This window comes from Cobetia sp. 5-25-4-2 (assembly GCF_013374075.1).
Classification (GTDB): domain Bacteria; phylum Pseudomonadota; class Gammaproteobacteria; order Pseudomonadales; family Halomonadaceae; genus Cobetia; species Cobetia marina.
The window spans coordinates 139,560-163,018 of the sequence record NZ_BLWK01000004.1 but is presented as its reverse complement, the minus strand read 5'-3'; the positions used below and the strand labels follow the sequence as shown (position 1 = coordinate 163,018).

Below are 23,459 nucleotides of genomic sequence, written 5' to 3'. Positions count from 1 at the left end.
TCAGGCAGTGATGCGCTCGACACCTGTCTCGCGACCGACCAGCAGCACATCGGCGCCACGGGCGGCGAACAGACCATTGGTGACGACGCCGACGATGGCATTGATGCGGGCTTCCATGGTGATCGGGTCTTCGATCAGGAAGTTGTAGCAATCGAGGATGCGGTTGCCGTTGTCCGTCAGAACGCCTTCACGATAGACCGGGTCCGCGCCCAGCTTGACCAGTTCGCGCGCGACGTAGGAACGTGCCATCGGAATGACTTCCACCGGCAGCGGGAAGCCACCGAGGATGTCGACCTGCTTCGAGCCATCGGCGATGCACACGAAACGCTCAGCGCAGGCCGCGACGATCTTCTCGCGGGTCAGCGCCGCACCACCGCCCTTGATCATCGCCAGACGCGGGTCGATCTCGTCGGCACCATCCACGTACACCGGCACGGTGCCCACATGGTTGAGCTCGTAGACGTCGATGCCGTGGCCCTTGAGGCGCTGGGCAGTGGCTTCGGAGCTGGCGACGGCGCCGGCAAAGTCGTGGCGAACCTCCGCCAGAGCATCGATGAACAGGTTGGCGGTGGAGCCGGTGCCGACGCCGATGATGGTGTCGCGGTTCAGCAGCGGGCGGATCTCATCAAGGGCAGCGCGGGCCACGGCTTGCTTCAGCTCATCCTGGGTCATGTCATACCTCGGGTCGGTGGGGCAGGGGTGGAGAGTGGCGGTCATCGCGTCGGCAAGGGTGCCTGGCGCGTATCCCGATGTGTCTGTGCCTCATGCTGCTGCACGGCAACCAGAAGCGCAGACAGGAAGCGAGTCGGGCGACGCAACGCGAGAAAACGCCACATTATAACGGCAAACGTCGCGATGGCGCTGGACGCTCTCGCCGGCGGTCTGATAACAATGGGGGTTCGGTCGCACCCATGCGGCCCGCGCTGCGACACATCAGGACATTCCTATAATGCTCGAACACTACGTCAAGAAAATCCTGTCGGCTCGTGTCTATGAAGCCGCCCATGAAACCCCGCTCTCGTCAGCCCCGATGCTGTCACGTCGTTTCAGCAACCAGATCTTCATCAAGCGGGAAGACCTGCAGCCCGTCTACTCCTTCAAGATTCGCGGCGCCTACAACAAGATGGCGCAGCTGAGCGATGAGCAGAAGGCCTGTGGCGTGATTGCCGCCTCGGCGGGCAACCATGCCCAGGGGCTGGCGATGGCAGCCAAGCTGATGGGCGTGAAGGCCGTCATCGTCATGCCGCGCATCACGCCGGAGATCAAGGTGCAGGCGGTGCGTGAACGCGGCGCACGCGTGGTGCTCAAGGGCGATGCCTTTCCCGAGGCGCTCGCGCATGCCCAGGCATTGATGCAAGAGCATGGCTACACCTTCATTCCGCCCTTCGATGACCCGGACGTGATCGCCGGGCAGGGGACGGTGGGCATGGAGATCCTGCGTCAGCACCCGGGCAAGATCGATGCGATCTTCGTGCCGGTGGGCGGCGGTGGCCTGATTGCCGGTGTCGCGGCCTACGTGAAGTATCTGCGCCCGGACATTCGTGTCATCGGTGTCGAGGCTGAGGATGCGGCCTGCCTCAAGGCGGCCATGGAGGCCGGCGAGCGTGTGGTGCTGGACCAGGTCGGCGTGTTCGCCGAGGGAGTGGCCGTGGCGCAGATCGGCGAGGCGCCGTTCGAGATCATCCGCCATACCGTCGATGAAGTGATCACCGTCAATACCGATGAGATGTGCGCGGCGGTCAAGGATATCTTCGAGGACACGCGCGCCGTGTCAGAGACCAGCGGCGCTCTGTCGCTGGCGGGCCTCAAGAAGTACATCCAGCAGACTGGCGCGGAAGGGCAGACGCTGGTCTGCATCAACTCCGGGGCCAATACCAACTTCGATCGCCTGCAGCATATCGCCGAGCGCACCGAGCTCGGCGAGCAGCGGGAAGCCATTCTGGCGGTCACCTTGCCGGAGCGCCCCGGGGCCTACAAGCAGTTCTGCAAGGTGATCGGCAAGCGCATGGTCACCGAGTTCAACTACCGCTATGCCAATCCGGAGGAGGCGCACGTCTTCGTCGGTGTCCAGGTCAAGCCGGGCGGGGAAGACCGCGCAGCGGTGGTCGAGAAGCTGCGTGAGGCGGGCTACGCGGTGGAGGATCTCACCGACAACGAGCTGGCCAAGCTGCACACGCGTCATCTGGTCGGGGGGCGCACCAGCAGCGACCTCGAGGAGGAGGTCTATCGCTTCGAGTTCCCGGAACGTCCTGGTGCCCTGATGAACTTCCTGACCCATCTGCCTGCGGACTGGAACATCTCGCTGTTCCACTATCGCAATCACGGCGCGTCCCATGGGCGAGTCCTGATCGGCATGCAGGTGCCCAATGGGGATCGCGCCGAGGTCGAGAAGTATTTCGCGGAGATCGGCTATCGCTTCTGGAAGGAAAGCGACAATCCGGCCTATCGCCTTTTCCTGTCATGATGTCGGCCATGCCTCGCCTACCTGGATGAGGTCGCTCTGAATCAAGTGGGCATCAGGCGGATGGCATTCATGATTGGCAGTATGAAAAAGCCCCTGTTCTCGTCTGAGAGCAGGGGCTTTTCTCGTCATGATGGTGAATGGCATGACTGATGACTTGTACTCAGGTGGGGCGTCAGAGATATCGAACGTTGTTTTCCCTCCAGGCCTTGCCAGCCCTCGCCTGCAGCGCGAAATGCAAGCGTGGAAAAACGTTCATTCATACGGCTGCATGGTGATTGTCATACGCAGGTCAGATGCCTATCATCGTGGGCACTGTCAGGAAGACAGTCATCGACAACCGTCACGCGAAAGCCACTGACGATATAAGAAGAAGCCCGCTCTCATGAAACGCAAGCCCGATCTGGTCATGGCCCTGGTATTCATTTTCGGGATTGGTGTCGTCGCCACCGGCTACGCCCAGACCGTCATGGGTTCCTGAATCGTGCACTGCCGCCTTCGGGCGGCAGTGGCGTTTTCAGAGGGAGAGTCGTTCTCGCGCTCTGCCTTTCTGCCCCCCTTTCCCTCCCGCTCTTCTCCTTGATCTCCAGGCACGTCTGCTCCCCCTCAAGTCCGAGCACGCCCGCGACATGCTGGCGCCGTTGACCGCCCCTGCGTGACTGCCCCTGCGTGAGCATCATGACGATGCGTTCCCATGCCTGCGGCCTGGGCGCACGATCTCGCGATCACTGACGATGGCATCCAGCGGTATGTCCCAGGCTTGTACCGGCAAGGCCGGCACCTTCTGACAGTGATGGGCGAGGCCGATCAACCTCGGTCTTGGCCCGGCGCGACGGGTGAAGGCGAAGCTGCGGTCATAGAAACCGCCCCCCATGCCGATCCGTGAGCCAGCCTCATCGAACCCCACCAGCGGCATCAGCACGATATCCAATGCCCAGGCCGGCAGGCGGCGGCCCTTGTGGGCTCCGAAGCGCGTGTCAGGTTCGGCGATGCCGAAGCGATTGCTCACCAGTGGGGTATGGTCGTCGTAGCGGACGAACCAGAGTGAGTTGACCGCGAAGGGTCGCAGGACCGGTAGATAGACGCGTGCTCCCCGACGTTGCAGCCATCGGCACAGACGGGTGGCGTCGATCTCGCCATCATTGGGCAGGTACAGGGCGATGTCCCGGGCACGCAGCAGTTCCGGCAGACGCTTCAGTCGTCGCAACAGGGCCTGCTCGGCATTACGGCGCTCGGGGGCCGTCAACTGGCGTCGCCGTTGGCGTAGCAAGCGTCTCAGGGCGCGGCGATCCGCAGTGGGGTGATCAAGCTCGCTGGACAATGGCCAGAGCGTGACATCACGTGAAAGCGAGGGAGGCGAATAGTGATTCGCGAGGGCGGCGCGAGCCGCAGGGGGTTTGAGCATGCCTGACATTCTCCGTCAGACAGGGTTCTCCAAGGTGCCGGTGTTACCGGGGGCCCTTGAACCCAGCGGTTCAAGGTGGGTAGTCCCGCGCAGCGCATCAGGCTTTCCGACGCACGGACATGCACACAGCACTGCGCAGTGGACTCCCTGGGAATAGCTTATAAGCTCGAGGGACATCGGCAACTGTCGTACACCCCAGAGAACCCCTTCAGTCTACCAAACCCCGTCTGCCGGCCCAAGGCTTAATCCTGTCGGGAACAGACTGTTGCTGAAATTTATCAGTTGTTTGATTCTCAAGCGTTTTTTGCTTCATCAGCACGCGCCTTCGCACGTTGGACAGACTCGGCTGGTACCTGCTTGAGGGCCGCATCCAGCTGACGATCCAGCGCCGTGAGGCGTGTCTCGAAATCCTGCTGCATGGCGCGTTCGCTGTCGCGGCTGTTGATCAGTTCGTGAGAGATGTTGAGCGCGGCCATCAGGGCGACCTTGTCGGCACTGATGGTATTGCCACGTTGCTGGATGCCTTGCATGGCGAGATCCAGGTAGGCCGCCGCACGGGTCAAGCCATCTTCCTCGCCGGGTTGGCAGCTGACGGTATAGCTGCGGCCGAGCAGGCTGATCTCGGTGGTATTGCGGGGAGTCGTGGAGTCGCTCATGTCAGTCCTCTCGGGCCATGTCCGGCGTCGTCCTGATTGACGGCGGCGTCCTTGACTGGGCGTCACCTCGCAGTGAGGACGGCAAGCCAGAAGGAGGGCCAGTGCGGTAAGATGGGGGCATTCTCGAGCCACTATAGAGAGCCGCTTCTGGAGGGTCAACGCGCTGCGCAGTGCGGCTGTCACCCAGCATGGCGCTCAGGGTTCGAGCGGTAATCGTCGATTGCCGATGCCTTTCTCACCGACTCAATGGACCCGCACCATGGCCATCATCAACGATACCTTCGACTTCTCTCTCGTCGCGGACCAGTTCCTGGTTCACGGCAGCCTGAACAACCCTTCCTTCCTTGATGGACAGCTGGTCGCTGCCCTGGCGATGGATGACATCAGCGCGGAAGACTGGTTGAGCCGCGTCTGTGCCGCATTGGGAGTGGAGCAACCGGCCACCCGTGAAGCGGGCGAGGTGTTCCTCAGCTGGCGCACGCGCAACCAAGAGCGCCTGGCGGCCAGCGAGATGAGCTTCGAGCCGCTGTTGCCGGACGACATGTTCTCCCTGGCCGAGCGTGGCCAGAGCCTGCGTGAGTGGACGCTGGGCTTCCAGGAAGAGCTGGCAGGCGTCGATGGCGAGGTCCGCAAGGGCTGGAGCCAGGCATTGCGTGATGCGCTGAGCGATGTCGAGGCCATCTCGAGCGGTCTGGCCAACGCCGAGGACCTGGATGACGACAATGCCGAGGACGAGGCGGATCTGTTCGCGCTGGCCGACCACGTGCGCATGGCGGCCCTGCTGCTGTATACCGAGCAGCACCCGGGCAACCCGGACGTCGAGAAGCCCAGTGACGATCAGTTGCCGGAAGGCGGACTTGAAGGCAGTCTCGGGGTCAGCTCGCGCAACGACACTCACTGAGTGAGGCAGTTTGCCGCTCGCAATACCCGGCGGCCGACCCCATTTCGGGAAGGATTGTCCCTTCGGGAGCCTCGTCCTTTCCCGCCACATTCTGATTCGTGTCGGGCAGGCCATGACATGCCTGCCCGACACGGACCCCGACGGAGAACGCCATGATCGTCCCTGAAATCCTGCCTGCGCCGGCGGCGCTGACTGCTGATGACTTCTCGGCGCGTCGCCAGCGTCTGATGACGCAGCTGCCTCGTGATGCCGCGGTACTGGTGTTGTCGTCCGGCCTGGCGCAGCGCAACCGTGACAGTGAGTTCACCTTCCGTCAGAACAGTGACTTTCATTACCTGACCGGCTGGCCGGAACCGGAAGCGGCATTGTTGCTGTTGCCGGGGCGCGCGGAAGGCGAGAGCGTACTGTTCTGTCAGGAAAAGGATCCGCTGGCGGAAGCCTGGACCGGTATCCGTATCGGTGCCGAAGGGGCCGTGACGCAGGCGGGATTCGACCAGGCCTTCACCAATGATCAGCGTGAGGATGTCATGGCCGGTCTGCTGGATGGCCGTGGGCGTCTCTTCGTGCTGTTCGAGGACGACGAAGCACTGGCGCTGGCGCAATCGCTGCGCGAGGAGCTGGCCGCGGCCGTGCGTCGTGGTGCCCGCCCGCCGGTCGCCTTTGAAGACCTCGCCCCGCTGTTGCATGAGCAGCGCCTGATCAAGGATGAGCGTGAGCTGGCGCTGATGCGTCACGCGGCGGAGATTTCCGCTCGCGCCCACATCCGTGCCATGCGGGCCAGCCGCCCCGGGCTGCACGAGTATCATCTGCAGGCCGAGATCGAGCATGAATTCCAGTGGCAGGGCGCCCCGGCACCCGCGTATACCAGCATCGTCGGTGGTGGCGTGAATGCCTGTGTGCTCCATTACATCGAGAACCGTGCTCCGCTGATCGATGGCGAGCTGGTGCTGATCGATGCTGGCGCGGAGTACGCACTCTATGCCGGCGACATCACCCGTACCTTCCCCGTCAATGGCCGCTTCAGCGAGCCCCAGAAGCGTCTCTACGAGATCGTGCTCAAGGCCCAGGAACGTGCAGTGGCCGCCGTGGTGCCAGGGGCGACGTTGGTGGGCATTCACCAACAGGTGGTGCATGACCTGACCGCCGGCCTCGTCGAACTGGGCCTGCTGCAAGGTGAAGTGGAGGCGTTGATCGCCGATGAGGCCTATCGCCGCTTCTATCTGCATTCCACCTCGCACTGGCTGGGACTGGATGTGCACGATGTCGGCAGTTACCGCGAGAACGGTGAGCCGCGTCCGTTGCTGCCCGGTATGGTGCTGACGGTCGAGCCGGGGCTTTATGTGCCGGACGCCAGTGACATTCCAGCCGAGTATCGGGGGATCGGGATTCGCATCGAGGACGATGTGGTGGTCACTGCGGACGGGCACGAAGTGCTGAGTGCCACGGTTCCCAAATCCGTCGAGGCCATCGAGGCACTGATGCGCGAAGGAGCCTGACATCATGAGTGAGCCAGCGGCAGCATCCCCGGTAACGTCTGCGCCGGAGCGATTCGATGTCGTCATCATCGGTGGTGGCCTGGTGGGCGCGAGCCTGGCCTGTGCCCTTGCACCCTTGATGAACGGGCAGCAGGAGGATGGGCTGCGCGTGGCGGTGGTCGAGGCCAATCCCTTGCCTCCCGCGGAGGATACCGGGCGTTTCCAGCCCAGTTTCGATGCGCGAGCCAGTGCCATCGCTGCCGGTTCACGCCAGCGCTTCATCGCCTTCGGGCTGTGGGAGGCGATGCGTGAGCACGCCACGCCGATTCGTACCATCCATGTCAGCGAGCGCGGCCATCTCGGGGCCACACGTATGCGGGCCGAGGAACTGGGGGTTCCCGCGCTGGGGCATGTGATCCCCAATGCCTGGATGGGGCGCGTGCTCCATCGGCGTCTGGCGGAACTGCCGCTGACCTGGTACTGCCCGGCACGCGTGGCACAGATCAGCGTCAGCGCGCAGGGGCACCGCCTGCTGCTGGAGGATGGCCGCCTGATCGAGGCGGGACTGACCGTATTGGCAGATGGCGGGCGCTCGGGGCTCAAGGAGCGTCTCGGCATCCATAGCGAGACGCATGCCTACGAACAACAGGCGCTGATCGCCACCGTCGAGATGAGCCAGCCCCACGCAGGGGTGGCCTATGAGCGTTTCACCAGCGAAGGACCGATGGCGCTGCTGCCGCTGGGTGGCCGCCGAATGGAGTTGATCTGGACGCGTTCTCCCGACGAGACGGCTGTGCTGATGGACATGCCGGAGCCCGAGTTTCTCAAGGCGCTTCAGGCTGCCTTCGGCGAGCGGGCCGGCCGTTTCCGGCGGGTCGGGCAGCGCCATGCCTATCCCCTGTCGTTGATACGTGCCAGCGAGGGGACGCGTCCCGGACTTGCGGTGCTCGGCAATGCCGCTCACTCGCTGCATCCGGTGGCAGGGCAGGGCTTCAATCTGGCGCTGCGTGGCGTGACGGATCTGGTGGCCGCCATCGCGGCGGGACAGGCACGTGGTGATGCCGCTGGCGATGTCAGCGTGCTGAGTGATTTCGAGTCGCGGCGCGGTGCGGACCGCGACAATGTCGTGTTGTTCAGTGATGGCTTGATCCGCCTGTTCGGCGTCGAGAGTCGTTGGCTGGGGCATGCTCGGGCGGCAGGGCTGATCGGCCTGAATCTGGTGTCACCGCTCAAGCGCCTGCTGGCAAGGCGCTCGATGGGCATTGAGCGCTAGGCGTAGCGAGTACTTGCCAACGGGTCAAGCGATGTCGTGAGTTGCATCTCAGGCTTGCGCCCCAGGGTGGTGTCGATGAGTGACCAAATCGCCGCCGGATTCACGAGACTCTCGCCAGGAGAGCGACGCGCGACAGGCGTCATACAAGGGAGCAGGCATGAACGAGCATCGGAGATTGGATGCACCGCATGAGGTGGATGTCGCCATCGTGGGCGCCGGTATCGTCGGCGCCACGCTGGCGCTGCTGTTGGGGCAGGGCGGCCTGCGCGTCCTTCTGATCGAGGGTCGCGAGGGCATCGTCGACTGGCAGCCGGCGCTGGCACCGGAGCCGCGTGTCAGTGCGCTGACGCCGGTTTCGCGTCAATTGCTCAGCGGCCTGGGGGTCTGGAAGGACATCGCACAGAGTCGTCTGATGCCCTATACCGGCATGCAGGTCTGGGATGCCGAAGGCAATGGCGAGATAGGCTTCAGTGCCGAGCAAAGCGGTGTGTCGGAGCTTGGGCACATCGTCGAGAATCGGGTCACTCAGGCCGCGCTTGAGCAAGCGATTTCCCGGTGTCCCTCGATCACGCGCCGTTATGGTGTCCGGGTCAGCGGTCTGGGATTGCCCAGGACGGGGTCAGCTTCAGTGGTAAGTGCTTACCAACTTGAGGGGGCCGAGGCAGCAAGCCTGACACTGAGCGACGGTAGCAGCGTCGCGGCGGGGCTGGTGGTGGCGGCTGACGGGGCGCGTTCCCGTCTGCGCGAGCTGGCGGGCATCGAGACCCGTGAGCACGATACCGGCCAGGTGGCGTTGGTCACCACGGTGCGCACGGCGCATTCGCATCAGGGCGTCGCCCGCCAGCGCTTTCTGCCCACCGGGCCGCTGGCCTTCCTGCCGCTGGCGGTCAATTCCGCCCTGGCACATCCCGAGGGCGAGGCATCCGGCGCCCAGCGCCATTGCTCCATCGTCTGGTCCACCACTCCGCAGGAAGCCGAGCGCCTGCTGGCATTGCCCGAGACGGACTTCTGTCATGAGCTCGAAGCAGCCTTCGAGGGAAAGCTCGGCACGGTGGAATACAGTGCCGAACGCTTCAGCTTCCCGTTGCATCAACGTCATGCGCAGGAGTATGTGCTACCGGGGCTGGCGCTGGTGGGGGATGCCGCGCATGCCATTCACCCGCTGGCGGGGCAGGGGGTCAATCTTGGCCTGATGGATGTCGCCGTGCTGGCGGAAGAACTGCTGGATGGGCACCGCCGCGGCGTCGCACTGGGCGATGAGCGCTGGTTGAAGCGCTATCGTCGACGCCGGCGCAGCGACAATGCCGTGATGCTGAAGATGATGGATGGCTTCCGCCTGCTGTTCGGCAGCCGGAAGCCAGGGGTACGCCTGGTGCGTAACCTGGGACTTGGCTGGGTGGATGGCAGCGTCGAGCTCAAGCGCCTGCTGATGCGCCAGGCGATGGGGGAGCGTGGGGAGTTGCCGGAGAGCTGCCGGCCACGGTGACAGTGAGCGCTCACCTCTGACGTGACAGTTAGCACGACGACAGGCCAGGCGGGAGATGGCAGACCTGCCGATTGGCGCGCGAAAGACGACACGACCCCGCCAGTTGGCGGGGTCGTGTCGTTTACGGCGAAAGAGAGACTATTGCTCCGAGGTGGCGGGAAGCGTGGCCTTGAGAGCGGCGCTGCGACCCAGCACGTTCATGCCCTTGAGCAGGTTGAGTGCTTCCCCCAGCTGGTAATCACTTTCGGCGACCACCGGGCTGTCCGGTGCCTTGCTGGAAGGCGTCGATGAGTCGCCATTGGCATTGTCGAGACGTCCGTCGAGATCCGCCTCGCGCACGCTGAAATCACGCCGCGTGTCGCGCTCCAGTCGTCCGCGCACCACCTCGACATCCGGGCGGATGCCCTCTGCCTGGATCGAGCGCCCGTTGGGCGTGAAGTAGAGTGCCGTGGTCAACTTGAGGCCGTCGCCGTTGCCCAGTGGCATCACGTTCTGTACCGAGCCCTTGCCGAAGCTCTCGGTGCCCATGATGATGGCGCGGCGCTGGTCCTGCAGGGCACCTGAGACGATTTCCGCGGCGGAGGCCGTCCCGCCGTTGATCAATACCACCAGCGGCGTATCACCGGCCGGTGTCTCGGCTCTGGCCGAGAAGGACAGCTCGCTGTCCGGCAGGCGCCCCTCGGTATAGACGATGCGGCCGCTCGTGAGGAAGAGGTCGCTTATCTCGACGGCCGCTGACAGCAGCCCCCCGGGGTTGTTGCGCAGATCCAGCACCAGACCCTTCAGCGCGACATCGCCGCTTTCCTCGCGCAGCTCCGTAAGGGCGCGTTTCGCCTCATCGCCCGTCGCGCTCTGGAACTGGCTGACGCGCAGGTAGCCATATCCCGGCTCCAGCAGGCGCTGACTGACACTGCTGCTCTTGATGATGGCCCGCTTGAGCACGACCTCGCGGGGCATGTCGGCGCCTTCCGAGAGTACCAGCAGACGAATGGTCGATCCTTCCTCGCCACGCATCAGCTTGACGGATTCCGTCATCGACAGACCCTCCATCGGCGTGTCGTCGATCTTGAGGATCACGTCACGTGGTTGGAGGCCGGCACGTGAGGCCGGGGTGTCGTCGATGGGGGCGATGATGGTCAGCTGGCCATCCTCCTCCATGCCGACCTCGATGCCGATACCGCCGAATTCCCCATCGGTGTTCTCGCGCAGGTCCTGCCAGTCATCCTGATCCAGATACGCCGAGTGCGGATCCAGCCCTGCCAGCATGCCACGCATGGCATTCTTGAGCAGCGTGCGGTCATCCACTTCATCCACATAGGTGCGCTTGATGCGCTCGAAGACTTCGGCAAAGGTGCGCAGTTCCTCCAGCGGCAGGCCATTGGCCGATTCGCTGGAGGAGGCAGACGTGGCTCCCTGCCGCGCATCTTCAGCATGGGCCGGCACTCCGCCGCCCAGTAGAACAAGGCTCAGCGGCACGCTGACCGCCAGCTGACGCAGGCGACGCGGGGCAGGACGGAATGACGACGATGCGGACATGCGATTTCCTTCTCGACGGAGACTGGCTCGACTGATGCCGAAGCGCCTGGCAGTTCAGCCAGAGGGGAAGAGGCGACCCCGACGCTCGCAGTCACGAATGACTGCGAGCATATCCCGCCCGGGTACCTGCCGCCTAGCCTGTCGCCATGTTGCGCCATGGCTGACTGGCTCAGCGGCTCGACAGCCAGCGTTGCGGGTTGACGGGCTTGCCGGCGCGGCGTACTTCGAAATACAGCGCGGCACCGTCACGGCCACCACTGCTGCCGACACTCCCCAGCTGCTGGCCGCGTGACAGGCTGTCACCGGGGCCGACGCTGAAGCTTGCCAGATGTGCGTAGAGCGTCAGCACGTTGTCGCCGTGGTCGATGATCAACAGGTTGCCGTAGCCGCGCATCCAGTCCGCGAAGACGACACGACCGGCATGCGGCGCCGTCACAGGCGTGCCCTGAGACGCCTGGATCAGCACGCCATCACGATTGACGCCTTCTCCCCCGCCGTAGGCCGAGATGACCCGCCCGGGGGCCGGCCAGTCCATCTTGCCCATCGCACGCGTGATGCGTGTCCTGGGGGGCGGGGCACTCTTGATGGCCTTGAGGCGCTTCTCGAGCGTCTGGATCATCTGGTTGGCATGGGCGCGGTCCTGATCCAGCTCGGCGATCTTCGCCTCATGGCTGGCATAGCGGGCATCCAGGGTGCGCAGCAGGGCGGCGCGCTCATTCTGCTGGGCCATCAGTTTGCTGGCTTGCTGCTTGAGGCCTTGCTGCACCTCCTCCAGTCGTGTCTGGCGTGCCAGCAGACTGGCGCGGGTACTGGCCAGTGAGGCATCCAGCCTGGCGAGACGCTCAAGCGCCTGCCGGCGCGAATCGCTCAAGTGATTCAGATAGACCTGCAGGCGTTCGAGACGCGCCGGATCATCCTGATTGAGCAGCAGCTTCAATTCGGGTTGGCGACCCAGCCGATACAGGGCGGCCATCTCCTCGGCCACGGCAGCCTTCTGCGCCGTCTGCTGCTGGATGAGGGTCTCACGCTGGCGCGTGAGCCTGGTCAGTTGCTGCGTGATGTCGTCGCGCTCATCCTCGAGTCTGCCGGTCTGCTGGCGAGTCTCGTTGAGCTGGCGCTCGATCTTCTCCAGGCCATTGCGCGTATCGCTGCGCCGCGCGGCAGTGGCCTTCAGCTCGCCCTGCATCGCCTGTATCTCGTGTTTGAGACGCTTGAGGTCGGCTTCGGAGGCTTGCTTCTTCTGGGTCAGGGTCGCGCTGCTGTCCGCGGCCAGTGCCGAGGAGGGGGCCAGCAGCGGAGTCATGAGCAGCAGGCAGGCAGACAGCACAACGCCGGAGACAGGGCTCCGGCGTTTGAAGAATCGGTAGCGCCTGCCCGGTCCGGATGCCAGACAGGCATCCGGACCGGGGGAGGCGCCGGGCACGCCACTCGGCGCGCCCTGCAAGGGGCTATCAGGCACCGGCATAATCGACCAGCACGTTGCCGTCCATTTCCTCGGGGACAGCCTGCCCCATCATGGTCAGCAGGGTCGGGGCGAGGTCACACAGGCGTCCCTCGGAGGCCAGCTTGACGTCACGCTGGGTGACGTAGATCAGCGGCACTTCAAAGGTGGTGTGTGCCGTCTGCGGGTTGCCGGTCTCCGGGTGCACCATCTGCTCGGCATTGCCGTGGTCCGCGGTGATCAGGCATTCGCCACCGACCTTCTCCAGCGCTTCGACCACGCGGCCGACGCAGCCATCCAGATATTCGATCGCCTTGACGGCCGCATCGAACTTGCCGGTGTGTCCGACCATGTCGCCATTGGCGTAATTGCAGACGATCAGATCATAGCCGCCGGATTCGATGGCCTCGACCAGCTTGTCGGTGACCTCCCCGGCGCTCATTTCCGGCTTCTCGTCGTAGGTCTTCACGTCCTGCGGCGAGGGCACGAGGGTGCGGGTCTCGCCCTCGAATTCGTCTTCGCGGCCGCCGGAGAAGAAGAAGGTCACGTGGGCGTACTTCTCCGTCTCGGCGATACGCAGCTGAGTGAGGCCGCGATTGGAGACCACTTCCCCCAGGGTATTGGGCAGGTCGGAGGGCGGGAAGGCAGCCGGCGCCGGAATGTCGGCGGCGTACTGGGTCAGCATCACCAGACCGTCATGGGCCAGCTTGGGCGGCGTGCGCTCGAAGCCGGAGAAGTCCGGCTCGACGAAGGCGCGGGTCAGCTCGCGGGCACGGTCGGCACGGAAGTTCAGGAACAGGGCAGCATCGCCTTCCTGCATGGGGACGGCGTCGCCGATACGCGTGGCGCTGACGAATTCGTCGGTCTCGTCACGCTCGTAGGCGGCGGCAAGTCCTTCCACGCCGCTGGCGGCTTCGTGGAGGCCCTGCCCTTCGGCGATCACGCGATATGCCTGTTCGACACGGTCCCAGCGGTTGTCACGGTCCATCGCGAAGTAGCGACCGACGAGGGTGGCGACACGGCCTTCCTCGAGTCCGAGACCTGCCAGGTGTTCATCGGCACGCGCGATGGATGCCTCGGCGCTCTTGGGCGCGGTGTCGCGGCCATCGAGAATCGCGTGGAGGTAGATGCGCTTGGCGCCCCGCTCGGCGGCCAGATCGGCCATGGCGAGGATGTGGTCTTCATGGGAGTGCACGCCCCCGGGAGACAGCAGGCCGATCAGGTGCACGGCACGGCCAGTCGCGATGGCGGCATCGAGAGGCGCGGTCAGGACGGTGTTGTCCTTGAGGGCATTCTCTCGCACGGCCTTGGTGATGCGGGTGAAGTCCTGGTAGACGATGCGCCCGGCTCCCAGGTTCATGTGCCCGACCTCGGAATTGCCCATCTGGCCATCCGGCAGGCCGACATGGCCACCGTCGGTATGGATCAGATCGCTGGGATACTGCTGGCGCAGGCGATCCATGACCGGCGTGTTGGCGGCAAGAATGGCGTTGTCCTTCTCTTCCTCGCTGTGGCCGTAGCCATCGAGAATGATGAGGGCGACGGGACGCGGACCTTGTGCTTGAGCTGCCATGACTTCCTCGCTGTGATGACGAATGAATCCTCTGGAGCAGGACGGCAGGGGCAATCGCGCAGGGTGGCTGTCAGGCGATCACGTGCCTGTCATGTCCTGCGGGCATCCTCTGCCGTCTTCCTCATCCGGTGCGTTCACCGCTTGCTGCACGGGTGAGGCAAGATGTAGTGATAAAACTACCTGCTCATTCTGACCTCTATTAGAGAGGCGGTAAGGTGCCGAGTGCAAGTGCTGGAAGCGTATCGGCAAGATTGGATTCCCCTATCGCGGGCAAGTTCAGTGCGTCCCCGTGGCGCAGGCGAGGGCAGGGCAGCGTTACGCCTTTTTGATGCCATGTCGCGGGCATTCATGGCAGGGGCTCTCATGTATAATGCTGGCTCCGTTACCTCGGGTAGCGGTCTATTTCCTTTGCCGCGTACGTACCGGCATGCACGTCACAGCGGAGTTAGCCCGTCTCATGATCGAACAGCTGCTTCAGTTCGCGCAGAATCATCCCTTGCTGGTGGGCGCCTTCGTCGCCCTGCTGGTCGCCCTCATCGTCATGGAAACCATGCGTGGCAACCACGGGGTCAGCGTCAGCGAGGCCACGCGACTGGTCAATCGCGAAGAGGGTGTCTTCATCGACATCCGCGACAGCAAGGAATACAAGGCCGGCCACATCGCCGGTGCCGTCAATGTTCCCAGCAGTCAGCTTGCCAGCGCGACCACGCCGCTGGACAAGTACAAGGACCGTCCGGTGATCATCGTCTGCAAGCATGGTCAGACCGCTGGACCGCTGGTGGCGCGCCTGGAGAAGGCCGGCTTCAAGCAGGCGGTCAAGCTCAAGGGTGGCATGGGTCAGTGGGAAGCCGACAGTCTGCCGGTCGTGACTCGCTGAGCGACCTGCGGGAAGCAGGCCGATGGCCCAACAATAATTCTCCGTACATTCAAGGATATGTCTCATGGCTGAAGAACAGAACGCACAGGCGGCACAGGGTGCCGAACAGGCTCAGGATCAGCTCCAGTTCGCCCTGCAGCGCATCTATGTGAAGGACGTGTCCTTCGAAGCGCCGAATTCTCCGGCGGTCTTCTCCCAGCCGTTCCAGCCGAAGGTCAGCCTGGAACTGGATACCGAGCACCAGCAGGTCGGTGAAGAGCTCTTCGAGGTGTCCATCAAGGTCACCGCCCAGGTCTCCAACGGTGAAGATCAGACCACCGCCTTCCTGGCCGAGGTCGAGCAGGCCGGTCTGTTCCGCATCGCCGGTCTGTCCGCCGACCAGCTGGATCACACCCTGGGGGCCTTCTGCCCGAACGTGCTGTTCCCGTACGCGCGTGAAGCCGTCGACAATCTGGTCAATCGTGGCAGCTTCCCTCCGCTGATGCTGGCACCGGTCAACTTCGAAGCCATGTACGCTCAGCGCAAGCAGCGTGAAGCGCAACAGGCGGGTGAAGCCACCGCTCACTGATCCGTGAGACGGCCAGCAATGGCCGTGAGATGGCAATGACAGTGACGGGCCCCAGTGGCCCGTCACTGCGTTGGTGGCCACCATGATGGCCGTGCTTTCCTGAACCTATTTCTCTTTCCCTTTCCCTTTCATCTCCGTGTCGGCGTGCTGAGTGTCTCTCACGGCGCTGCCGCGCGGCGCATTGCTCGCGAGACTTTCCCATGGCCATTCGTCTGCACTGTCCCGATCTTGATCTCCATGTCAGCGCCGGGGCGACCTTTGCACTGCCCGAGGGGCCTGCACGCCATCTCGGTCTGGTGTTGCGGGCCCGGGTGGGCAGCGAAGCACAGCTGTTCGATGGACACGGGCAGGAAGTGCGCGTGTCGCTCGAGGAGGTGTCCCGCAAGGGGGTCAGCGTGCGGGTGATCGAGGCGGTCGCCAATGACAGCGAGTCGCCACTGGCAGTGCATCTGGGCCAGGCGATCTCCAAGGGCGATCGCATGGATTACGCCATCCAGAAGGCCTGTGAGCTCGGGGTCGCTGCCATCACCCCGCTTTACACCGCGCGTGGCGACGTCAAGCTCAAGGGCGAGCGCGCCGACAAGAAACTCGCGCATTGGCAGGGCGTGGCGGCAAGCGCCTGTGAGCAGTGCGGTCGCAGCGTGGTGCCGGTGGTGCATGCGCCGATTCCCATGGCCCAGTGGCTGGATGAGCGCGATGAGCCACTTCGCCTGATATTGCAGCCGGGCGGTGCCGAGGCGCTGAATGCCGCCGAGAGCGAGGGCGGCGTGACGCGTGCCAGCCTGCTGATCGGCCCTGAGGGCGGCTTCACGCCGGAAGAAGTCACCCAGGCGGCTGGCGCGGGGTGTGACGTCCTGGGGCTGGGCCCACGGATACTGCGTACCGAGACGGCGCCGGTGGTCGCGCTGACGCTGTTGCAGCAGCGCTTCGGCGATCTGCCGCGCTAGGCAGGATGACACCAGCATTGTTGAAGCCCCGGCAACACTGCGTGAGGCCTTGAGCGTCCTCATGTCAGTGGTGGGCAGCGTGGTGCTGCTGCATACTTGTCCCATCTTCCCGCGCAACCCGTTTCGGGGTATCGCGCCGGGTAACATCCGCTTTTCTCATTGCCGGCCGGCTGGGTCGGCAGTGTCGTCAGAAGGTTGCCTCGATGACTGCTCGCAAGCTCAAGATCGGCGTGGTGATGGACCCGATGTCCAGCGTCACCTACAAGAAGGACACCACCCTGGCCATGCTGTGGGCCGCCGCCCAGCGTGGCTGGTCGCTGCATTACCTGGAGCAGGAAGATCTCTATCTCGAGAATGGCCGTGCGATGGGGCGGATGCGGGATCTCGAGGTCTATCGGGATCCTGATCACTTCTATCAGCTGGGCGAGGTCGTCGCGACGCCGCTGGCCGAGCTTGACGTGATTCTGATGCGCAAGGACCCGCCCGTCGACGAGCACTTCCTGAACGCGGTCCACCTGCTGGGCTTCGCCGAACGTGAAGGCGTGCTGGTCGTCAATCCGACGGCCGCGCTGTTGACCTGCAACGAGAAGCTGTTCGCGCAGCAGTTCACCCAGTGCATTCCGCCGACGACCGTCTCGGCCAATGACAAGGTGTTGCGCGCCTTCCACGCGGAGCATGGCAATGTCATCTTCAAGCCGCTCGATGGCATGGGCGGCAGCGGTATCTTCCACGTCGCCGAAGATGGTCGCAATCTGGGATCGGTAATCGAGCAGCTGACCCTGCGTGGCCAGCGTCAGATCATGGCACAGCGTTACGTGCCGGAGATCAGTGCCGGCGATACCCGCATCCTGCTGGTCGATGGTGAGCCGGTGCCGTTCGGTCTGGCGCGCATTCCCAGCGCCGGGGAAACGCGTGGCAATCTGGCGGCTGGAGGACGTGGTGAGTCGCGTGAGCTGACGGATCGCGATTACTGGCTGGTCGAGCAGGTCAAGCCGGTGGTGAAGTCGCTGGGACTGATGTTCGTCGGTCTGGACGTGATCGGGGATTACATCACCGAGATCAACGTCACCAGCCCGACCTGCGTGCGTGAAATCGATGACCAGCGCGGTACGGACATCGCCGGGCTGCTGATGGATGCCATCGAGGCACGCCTCACGGCGCAGCAGTCCGCTTGATTGCCGCCGTCAATGGCGTCGGTGGCGTCAGATGGCGGCCAGCAAGTTCGCAGTAAACGGCAGGGATGCCGAAGCTGACACGACAGCGGTTTCGCAGACAGGGAGTGGGGCATGGCAGCACCCGTCGAGTGGTGGGGAGTCAACCATAGCGTGACCGATCCGATCACCTACGTGCCGGTGACCCGGATGCATCGTCGCGTGGTGGCCTGGGGCGCGGCACTGGGGGTGCATGCGGTAGTCGGCTGGTGGCTGCTGGGGAGTGGCCTGATGGTGCCCCCTCAGGTGCCGCCATTGCCTGACCCGGTGATGCTCGACGTCACGCTGGTCAGCCAGGCCAGCTCACGTGCCGTCACATCGGATGTCGTCGCCGAGCAGGATCAGCAGGCCAGTGGAAGCGGCCGTGAGGCGGCGGTGCAAGCCGGGCCAGCCAGTCAGACGCCCCCCCGGGCGGGTGAGCAGAGAGCTCCCGTCAGCGGCGAGGCCCCGGTGCCCGAGGCAGCTGCCGTGCCCCTGGTGTTGCCGGAGCGCATCCCGGAGGTCATCGCGACCCGCAATGATTCGCCACAGCAGGTCTCGCATTCCGAGATCCTGCCGGATACGCCGGACAATGAGCAGGAAGCCATCGAGCAGGATGTCGGGGCGATCCAGGCCTCGGGCCAGACCCGCGAGGTGGCCGGTGATGTGGCCTCGCGCAAGGCGGCCCGCGCCTCGGCGCGGGCTCGCTACATCAATGACTGGACCGGCACGGTGCAGTCCTTCGGCAATCTCCACTATCCCGCGCCCGCCAATCTGAGCGGGGAGCTGCGCATTCGTGCCGTCGTGTTGCCCAGCGGTCAGCTTGAGTACGCGGAAGTGTTACAATCCTCGGGACATGCCGAGCTCGACCAGGCGGCTCTGGATACGGTCTATGGCGCGGCCCCCTATGCTCCCTTCGATGAGAGTCTCAGGGGCATGAGCCAACTGACCATCACCCGCATCTGGCGATTCGGCCCCGGCAACGATTCTGGCGCGCCCTGACGCCTCGGGAGGACCATGCAAAGTCTGCGAGACCATTTCCTGCTGGCGATGCCTCATCTCGATGATGACAACTTTTCCGGCTCGCTGAGTTACCTCTGTGATCACGATGAAAAGGGCACCTTGGGTGTCATCGTCAACAAGCCCATCAAGCTGACCATGCGTGGTCTGTTCGAGCAGCTCGAGATCGCGGCGGACAGCTGCGAGTGCCTGGAAGACGTCGTCTATTATGGCGGCCCCGTGCACAAGGACCGCGGCTTCATCCTGCACCGTGGCCAGGCCGCGGAATGGGATTCCAGTCTGCAGGTGACGGATGAGCTGGCCCTTACGACCTCGCTGGATATTCTCAAGGCGATCGCCGACAACAAGGGGCCGGAAGATTTCATGGTCTGCCTCGGCTGTGCTGGCTGGGAGCCTGACCAGCTGACGAATGAGCTCAAGGAGAACAGTTGGCTGATCGTCGAAGGCGACAGCGGCATTCTCTTTGATGCCGACAGCGAGTCGCGCCTTGATACAGCGGCCCGCAAGCTGGGTGTCAACATGAGCCTGATGTCACGGGAGATCGGGCATGGCTGAGCGGGTCGTCAGCCGGACGGTACTGGCCTTCGATTTCGGTACGCGCCGTATCGGGGTGGCAGTGGGCACCGAGATGCTGGGCACGGCCTCACCGCTGGTGCCCCTGCACGTGCGTGACGGCATCCCGGACTGGAATGTGGTCACTCGTCTGATCGAGGAGTGGCAGCCGGATCTGTTCGTGGTGGGATTGCCACTGGAGCTGGACGGCACCGAAAGCCTGATGTGCAGCCGTGCCCGCAAGTTTGGCAAGCGTCTGTACGGCCGATATGGCAAGCCGCTGGAGATGTGGGATGAGCGTGGTTCTACCAAGGCGGCCAAGGGGCTGGCACGTGAACGCGGTCACCGCGGCAACTATCGTGATGATGGCGTGGATGGCCTCGCCGCTCAGCTGATACTCGAGAGCTGGTTTGCAAGCCAGCGAGGCGAGGGCGACCTTGTCGGTTACTGAATACCCCACCCGCTTCCTTCACGGAAGCGGGTTTTTTTTGTCTGTCTGCCGCCGCTGGCGGAAGTATGAGGATGCGATACCCATGCAACATTCCGAGGTACACGACGACCACGAGACGCTGCCCGATGTGGAAGCGCTTCTCGAGGCGATGACCGAAGAGCTCGAGTTGTTGTTCGAGCGTCGTGAGATCGAGCGTGAGCGGCTGATTCCTGTCGGCATTCATACCGGCGGGGTATGGATCGCCCAGGCACTGCGTGAGCGTCTGGGGCTCAGCGAAGCGTTGGCGACGCTGGACATCGGTTTCTGGCGAGATGATTTCGGGCACAAGGGGTTGCCGGACGCCGGCAAGGGCTCACAGCTGCCGGATATCGAGAATCGCGATCTTCTGCTGGTCGACGATGTGTTGATGAGTGGCCGCACCGTGCGTGCTGCGCTCAATGAACTGTTCGATTACGGGCGTCCACGACGCGTATTGCTGGCCTGTCTGCTGGAGCTGCCGGGGCGTGAACTGCCGGTTCAGTCGGATGCGCTGGGCGCCAGTCTGGCCCTGGCGCCCGGCAAGCGCATCAAGCTGGAAGGGCCGGATGCCTTGCGTCTGACGTTGGTGGATACCGGGGAGAGTGCGGCATGAACCTGTTCGATCTCACCCAGGCCAGCGCAGAGGTGCGTGCGGCCTCCCCGTCCCAGGTCCAGCTTGACGAGCAGGGGCGTCTGCGCCACTTCCTGGATATCGAAGGCTTGCCGCGTGCAGTCCTGACCGAGATTCTCGACACGGCGGATCACTTCCGCGGCATCGGTGATGCGGAGGTCAAGAAGGTGCCTCTGCTGCGGGGGCGTACGGTGGCCAATCTGTTCTTCGAGAACTCCACGCGTACCCGGGCCACCTTCGAGCTCGCCGCCAAGCGCCTGTCGGCGGATGTGCTCAACCTGGACATCAAGACGTCTTCCGCAGCCAAGGGCGAGTCACTGATGGACACGCTGGTCAATCTCGAGGCTATGCAGGCGGATGCCTTCGTGGTGCGCCATGGTGACTCGGGCGCGGCGCACTTCATCGCCAGCCAGATCACGCCCCATGTGGCGATCATCAACGCCGGTGACGGGCGTCATGCCCACCCGACCCAGGCGATGCTCGACATGCTGACCATTCGTCGCCACAAGGGTGATTTTGCCAACCTGCGCGTCGCCATCGTCGGTGACATCCTGCATTCGAGAGTCGCGCGCTCGCAGATTCTGGCACTCAACACCCTGGGGGCAGCCGAGGTGCGTGTCGTGGCCCCCAGGACACTGCTGCCCGTGGGCGTCGAGACATTGGGCTGCCAGGTGTTCACCGAGCTTGAAGCCGGGCTCAAGGATGTCGATGTCGTCATCATGTTGCGTCTGCAGAAGGAGCGCATGGATGGCGCGCTGCTGCCCTCGGAGTCGGAATACTATCGTCGCTACGGCCTGACCCGCGAAAGCCTCGCCCACGCGCATCCTGAGGCGGTAGTGATGCATCCGGGACCCATCAATCGAGGTGTCGAGATCGAATCCGCCGTCGCGGATGGTCCGCGCTCGCTGATCCTCGATCAGGTCACCAATGGCATCGCCGTCCGGATGGCGGTGCTGTCGATGGCGGTATCAGGCCAGATGAAGGCGCGCGCTGAGCGCAGAAATGAACGTTCTCGAGGAGCTGGAGCATGAAACTCAGCCTCATCAATGCTCGGGTCATCGACCCCTCCAGTGGCCGCGATGGCCAGTATGACCTGCACCTCGAAGAGGGACGTCTGGTCGCGATCGGTGCGCCACCGCGTGGCTTCGTCGCGGATGAGCAGCAGGATCTCTCGGGCAAGCTTGTCGTGCCGGCCTTCGCTGACCTGGGGGCCCATCTGCGTGATCCCGGACCGCGCTACAAGGGCAGTCTTGCCAGTGAATCGGCCGCGGCACTGGCAGGGGGATACAGCGTCATCCTGCCTCGTCCGGATACCAGTCCGGTGCTCGACAGTGCCTCTCACGTGCGCACCCTGCTTGATCGCGCTCGCGATGTGGCTGGTGTCAGGGTGGCCCCCCTGGGAGCGCTGACCCAGGGGCTGGAAGGGGAGCTGCTCGCCAACATGGCCGCACTCAAGTCCGCCGGTTGTGTCGCCTTGACCAACCTGCGCAGGCCGATCCGTGATCTTGGTGTGCTGCGACGTTGTCTGGAATATGCACGCACCTTCGATATCACGGTGGTCTTCCAGGCACAGGAAGCCACCTTGGCGGGGCAAGGATGTGCGCACGAGGGGGCCATCGCGTCACGCCTCGGATTGGCGGGAATTCCCGAATCGGCAGAGACCATCGCGCTGACTCAATGGCTGCTGCTGATCGAGCAGACCGGCGTGAGGGCGCATGTCTCGCTGCTTTCCAGTGCTCGCGCGGTGGAGCTGGTACGTGATGCCAAGGCCCGAGGGCTGGATATTACCGCGGATGTCTCGATCGCCCAGTTGCATTGGACCGATGAGCAGCTGGAAGGCTTTGATGCCAACTTCCATCTTCAGCCGCCTCTGCGCAGTGCCGATGATCGTGAGGCACTTCGTGCCGCTGTCGCGGATGGCACCATCGATGCGATCGTCAGTGACCACCTGCCACATGAGGCGGCCGCGAAATGTGCGCCTTTCGCGGTCTCCGAGCCCGGCATGACCAGTCTGGAAACCGTGCTGCCGCTTGGGCTGGCGCTGGTCAAGGCCGAGATGATCAAGCTGCCGCGCCTGATCGAGACCCTGACGTTCAGCGCCCGGCGCTTCGGGCTCAAGGGGGGCATGCTGAAGGAAGGTGAGTATTGTGATCTCGCGGTGATTGATATGGAGCAGAAATGGCGTGTCTCCAGCGAGACGCTGGCAAGTGCTGGACATAATACGCCACTGCTCGGCATGCGGTTGACCGGGCGTGTCGAACGCGTGCTGTTGGGCGATACGCGCTACGCTTGAAAGATGTTTCACGTGGAACATCCATGCTTCACCAGGAGGCCGGTCTCTTGAGGTCAGTCTCCGGGTGGCTGGTTACAACTTGCTGATAAGCCTGTGATTTCATGGCTTGTGGTGCTTGGGAGCTGTCGGTTGCTTCGCAGAGAAGCCAGTGCCGACCTGGGCAACATGTCCGCCACGATCAGCAGATGTTTCACGTGGAACATCGATGCCCGGCATCACGGCACATGGCCAGCATGTCGTTGCGCGAGCCTCGAGTGCTGGGAAAGAGAATGTTGGAACACATAGGAAGTCGAAAGCATGCCCATGATTCGTGCGGAATTCATCAGTGGCAAGACAGAGGCACAGAAACGGGAACTGGTCGAAGCCTTGACCCGTGAGACAGCTCGCGTACTGGAGGTGCGCAAGGAGTCGGTATGGGTCGTACTGCAGGAAGTCGAGCCGGAAAACTGGGCGGTTGCGGGTACGCCATTGTCAGACCGCTGAGTGCAATGGGCGCGATGGTCACTGCTGTTCACAAGCGTCGTGTCGTGACACAAGTGGTTGAATATATTTGGTTTTACCAAAAAATCGAAGATGTTCCACGTGAAACAGTCAGTGCGTCATCGCCTCTCTGTACCGAGGCGTATTGAAAAAAACGCCGCAGCCTGATGGCTGCGGCGTTCTTGTATCAGCGACATCCCCACGGCCATGGTTCCGTCACTGTGA

Annotated in this window: 21 protein-coding genes, 1 other RNA gene and 1 pseudogene; 16 read left to right on the top strand and 7 right to left on the bottom strand. The window is 63.7% G+C overall.

All coding sequences use genetic code 11. The features are described from left to right. Positions 1-672 (bottom strand): ribose-5-phosphate isomerase RpiA, encoded by a 672-nt coding sequence (gene rpiA / locus HXS65_RS10415; RefSeq protein ID WP_077379692.1) that lies wholly within the window; start codon positions 670-672, stop codon positions 1-3. Between the two features lie 256 nt (positions 673-928). On the opposite strand from rpiA, the pseudogene ilvA reads away from it, so the two are divergent. Further along, positions 929-2,464: pseudogene (gene ilvA, locus HXS65_RS10410) on the top strand (threonine ammonia-lyase, biosynthetic); the annotation flags it as partial. Positions 2,465-3,137: 673 nt separating this feature from the next. Here ilvA and HXS65_RS10405 read toward each other — a convergent pair. The 3 genes from HXS65_RS10405 to HXS65_RS10395 all read right to left on the bottom strand — a co-directional run bounded on the left by HXS65_RS10405 (position 3,138) and on the right by HXS65_RS10395 (position 4,522). Further along, the gene (locus HXS65_RS10405; RefSeq protein WP_176493820.1) at positions 3,138-3,866 is read right to left on the bottom strand and encodes a 5-formyltetrahydrofolate cyclo-ligase; all 729 of its coding nucleotides are present in this window, start codon (positions 3,864-3,866) and stop codon (positions 3,138-3,140) included. 22 nt (positions 3,867-3,888) lie between these two features. Then, positions 3,889-4,071: non-coding RNA, 6S RNA (ssrS, locus tag HXS65_RS10400), on the bottom strand. Between the two features lie 88 nt (positions 4,072-4,159). Next, positions 4,160-4,522 carry a cell division protein ZapA gene (locus tag HXS65_RS10395; RefSeq protein WP_077379686.1) on the bottom strand — a complete coding sequence of 121 codons (363 nt, stop codon included), beginning with the start codon at positions 4,520-4,522 and terminating at the stop codon, positions 4,160-4,162. A 259-nt stretch (positions 4,523-4,781) separates the two neighbouring features. On the opposite strand from HXS65_RS10395, the gene HXS65_RS10390 reads away from it, so the two are divergent. The 4 genes from HXS65_RS10390 to HXS65_RS10375 all read left to right on the top strand — a co-directional run bounded on the left by HXS65_RS10390 (position 4,782) and on the right by HXS65_RS10375 (position 9,657). Further along, complete coding sequence (locus HXS65_RS10390) at positions 4,782-5,423, top strand: UPF0149 family protein (protein WP_077379685.1); 642 nt, start codon at positions 4,782-4,784, stop codon at positions 5,421-5,423. A gap of 152 nt (positions 5,424-5,575) precedes the next feature. Next, positions 5,576-6,919 carry a Xaa-Pro aminopeptidase gene (pepP, locus tag HXS65_RS10385; RefSeq protein ID WP_375782212.1) on the top strand — a complete coding sequence of 448 codons (1,344 nt, stop codon included), beginning with the start codon at positions 5,576-5,578 and terminating at the stop codon, positions 6,917-6,919. A gap of 4 nt (positions 6,920-6,923) precedes the next feature. Continuing rightward, the gene (ubiH, locus tag HXS65_RS10380; RefSeq protein WP_176493819.1) at positions 6,924-8,171 is read left to right on the top strand and encodes a 2-octaprenyl-6-methoxyphenyl hydroxylase; all 1,248 of its coding nucleotides are present in this window, start codon (positions 6,924-6,926) and stop codon (positions 8,169-8,171) included. 157 nt (positions 8,172-8,328) lie between these two features. Beyond that, positions 8,329-9,657, top strand: coding sequence for a UbiH/UbiF/VisC/COQ6 family ubiquinone biosynthesis hydroxylase (locus HXS65_RS10375; protein WP_176493818.1), 1,329 nt, complete (start codon positions 8,329-8,331; stop codon positions 9,655-9,657). Positions 9,658-9,795: 138 nt separating this feature from the next. Here HXS65_RS10375 and HXS65_RS10370 read toward each other — a convergent pair whose 3' ends face one another. The 3 genes from HXS65_RS10370 to gpmI all read right to left on the bottom strand — a co-directional run bounded on the left by HXS65_RS10370 (position 9,796) and on the right by gpmI (position 14,207). Then, entirely contained in the window at positions 9,796-11,193 is a 1,398-nt protein-coding gene (locus tag HXS65_RS10370) for a S41 family peptidase (RefSeq protein ID WP_176493817.1), read from the bottom strand. A gap of 169 nt (positions 11,194-11,362) precedes the next feature. Then, positions 11,363-12,652, bottom strand: coding sequence for a murein hydrolase activator EnvC (locus HXS65_RS10365; protein ID WP_167593070.1), 1,290 nt, complete (start codon positions 12,650-12,652; stop codon positions 11,363-11,365). Further along, positions 12,645-14,207, bottom strand: coding sequence for a 2,3-bisphosphoglycerate-independent phosphoglycerate mutase (gene gpmI, locus HXS65_RS10360; RefSeq protein WP_176493816.1), 1,563 nt, complete (start codon positions 14,205-14,207; stop codon positions 12,645-12,647). The genes HXS65_RS10365 and gpmI overlap by 8 nt, the downstream gene beginning before the upstream one ends. Positions 14,208-14,664: 457 nt before the next feature. Between gpmI and HXS65_RS10355 the strand changes: the two genes are divergently transcribed. The 11 genes from HXS65_RS10355 (at position 14,665) to HXS65_RS10305 (ending at position 23,237) form a co-directional block, all read left to right on the top strand. After that, positions 14,665-15,084 (top strand): rhodanese-like domain-containing protein, encoded by a 420-nt coding sequence (locus tag HXS65_RS10355; RefSeq protein WP_077379673.1) that lies wholly within the window; start codon positions 14,665-14,667, stop codon positions 15,082-15,084. 64 nt (positions 15,085-15,148) lie between these two features. Beyond that, positions 15,149-15,652, top strand: coding sequence for a protein-export chaperone SecB (gene secB / locus HXS65_RS10350; protein ID WP_176493815.1), 504 nt, complete (start codon positions 15,149-15,151; stop codon positions 15,650-15,652). Positions 15,653-15,852: 200 nt separating this feature from the next. Continuing rightward, the gene (locus HXS65_RS10345; RefSeq protein ID WP_084209531.1) at positions 15,853-16,599 is read left to right on the top strand and encodes a 16S rRNA (uracil(1498)-N(3))-methyltransferase; all 747 of its coding nucleotides are present in this window, start codon (positions 15,853-15,855) and stop codon (positions 16,597-16,599) included. A gap of 203 nt (positions 16,600-16,802) precedes the next feature. Beyond that, positions 16,803-17,774, top strand: a complete 972-nt coding sequence (gene gshB / locus HXS65_RS10340) for a glutathione synthase (RefSeq protein WP_077379666.1) — start codon at positions 16,803-16,805, stop codon at positions 17,772-17,774. A 111-nt stretch (positions 17,775-17,885) separates the two neighbouring features. Continuing rightward, positions 17,886-18,791: a TonB family protein gene (locus HXS65_RS10335; RefSeq protein ID WP_077379664.1), complete on the top strand. Its 906-nt coding sequence runs from the start codon at positions 17,886-17,888 to the stop codon at positions 18,789-18,791. 15 nt (positions 18,792-18,806) lie between these two features. After that, positions 18,807-19,364 (top strand): YqgE/AlgH family protein, encoded by a 558-nt coding sequence (locus HXS65_RS10330; protein ID WP_176493814.1) that lies wholly within the window; start codon positions 18,807-18,809, stop codon positions 19,362-19,364. Continuing rightward, the gene (ruvX, locus tag HXS65_RS10325; RefSeq protein WP_077379660.1) at positions 19,357-19,812 is read left to right on the top strand and encodes a Holliday junction resolvase RuvX; all 456 of its coding nucleotides are present in this window, start codon (positions 19,357-19,359) and stop codon (positions 19,810-19,812) included. Before HXS65_RS10330 ends, ruvX begins: the two co-directional genes overlap by 8 nt. 82 nt (positions 19,813-19,894) lie before the next feature. Continuing rightward, complete coding sequence (gene pyrR, locus HXS65_RS10320) at positions 19,895-20,443, top strand: bifunctional pyr operon transcriptional regulator/uracil phosphoribosyltransferase PyrR (protein ID WP_176493813.1); 549 nt, start codon at positions 19,895-19,897, stop codon at positions 20,441-20,443. Continuing rightward, positions 20,440-21,492, top strand: coding sequence for an aspartate carbamoyltransferase catalytic subunit (locus HXS65_RS10315; RefSeq protein ID WP_077379658.1), 1,053 nt, complete (start codon positions 20,440-20,442; stop codon positions 21,490-21,492). Before pyrR ends, HXS65_RS10315 begins: the two co-directional genes overlap by 4 nt. Then, positions 21,489-22,754: a dihydroorotase gene (locus HXS65_RS10310; RefSeq protein WP_176493812.1), complete on the top strand. Its 1,266-nt coding sequence runs from the start codon at positions 21,489-21,491 to the stop codon at positions 22,752-22,754. Before HXS65_RS10315 ends, HXS65_RS10310 begins: the two co-directional genes overlap by 4 nt. Before the next feature lie 297 nt (positions 22,755-23,051). Beyond that, positions 23,052-23,237, top strand: coding sequence for a 4-oxalocrotonate tautomerase family protein (locus HXS65_RS10305; protein ID WP_136939473.1), 186 nt, complete (start codon positions 23,052-23,054; stop codon positions 23,235-23,237). Positions 23,238-23,459 lie beyond the last annotated feature (222 nt).

Coding starts and splice junctions, on each gene's coding strand:
- rpiA (WP_077379692.1), bottom strand. CDS start 672: ATGACCCAGGATGAGCTGAAGCAAGCCGTGGCCCGCGCTGCCCTTGAT.
- HXS65_RS10405 (WP_176493820.1), bottom strand. CDS start 3,866: ATGCTCAAACCCCCTGCGGCTCGCGCCGCCCTCGCGAATCACTATTCG.
- HXS65_RS10395 (WP_077379686.1), bottom strand. CDS start 4,522: ATGAGCGACTCCACGACTCCCCGCAATACCACCGAGATCAGCCTGCTC.
- HXS65_RS10390 (WP_077379685.1), top strand. CDS start 4,782: ATGGCCATCATCAACGATACCTTCGACTTCTCTCTCGTCGCGGACCAG.
- pepP (WP_375782212.1), top strand. CDS start 5,576: ATGATCGTCCCTGAAATCCTGCCTGCGCCGGCGGCGCTGACTGCTGAT.
- ubiH (WP_176493819.1), top strand. CDS start 6,924: ATGAGTGAGCCAGCGGCAGCATCCCCGGTAACGTCTGCGCCGGAGCGA.
- HXS65_RS10375 (WP_176493818.1), top strand. CDS start 8,329: ATGAACGAGCATCGGAGATTGGATGCACCGCATGAGGTGGATGTCGCC.
- HXS65_RS10370 (WP_176493817.1), bottom strand. CDS start 11,193: ATGTCCGCATCGTCGTCATTCCGTCCTGCCCCGCGTCGCCTGCGTCAG.
- gpmI (WP_176493816.1), bottom strand. CDS start 14,207: ATGGCAGCTCAAGCACAAGGTCCGCGTCCCGTCGCCCTCATCATTCTC.
- HXS65_RS10355 (WP_077379673.1), top strand. CDS start 14,665: ATGATCGAACAGCTGCTTCAGTTCGCGCAGAATCATCCCTTGCTGGTG.
- secB (WP_176493815.1), top strand. CDS start 15,149: ATGGCTGAAGAACAGAACGCACAGGCGGCACAGGGTGCCGAACAGGCT.
- HXS65_RS10345 (WP_084209531.1), top strand. CDS start 15,853: ATGGCCATTCGTCTGCACTGTCCCGATCTTGATCTCCATGTCAGCGCC.
- gshB (WP_077379666.1), top strand. CDS start 16,803: ATGACTGCTCGCAAGCTCAAGATCGGCGTGGTGATGGACCCGATGTCC.
- HXS65_RS10335 (WP_077379664.1), top strand. CDS start 17,886: ATGGCAGCACCCGTCGAGTGGTGGGGAGTCAACCATAGCGTGACCGAT.
- HXS65_RS10330 (WP_176493814.1), top strand. CDS start 18,807: ATGCAAAGTCTGCGAGACCATTTCCTGCTGGCGATGCCTCATCTCGAT.
- ruvX (WP_077379660.1), top strand. CDS start 19,357: ATGGCTGAGCGGGTCGTCAGCCGGACGGTACTGGCCTTCGATTTCGGT.
- pyrR (WP_176493813.1), top strand. CDS start 19,895: ATGCAACATTCCGAGGTACACGACGACCACGAGACGCTGCCCGATGTG.
- HXS65_RS10315 (WP_077379658.1), top strand. CDS start 20,440: ATGAACCTGTTCGATCTCACCCAGGCCAGCGCAGAGGTGCGTGCGGCC.
- HXS65_RS10310 (WP_176493812.1), top strand. CDS start 21,489: ATGAAACTCAGCCTCATCAATGCTCGGGTCATCGACCCCTCCAGTGGC.
- HXS65_RS10305 (WP_136939473.1), top strand. CDS start 23,052: ATGCCCATGATTCGTGCGGAATTCATCAGTGGCAAGACAGAGGCACAG.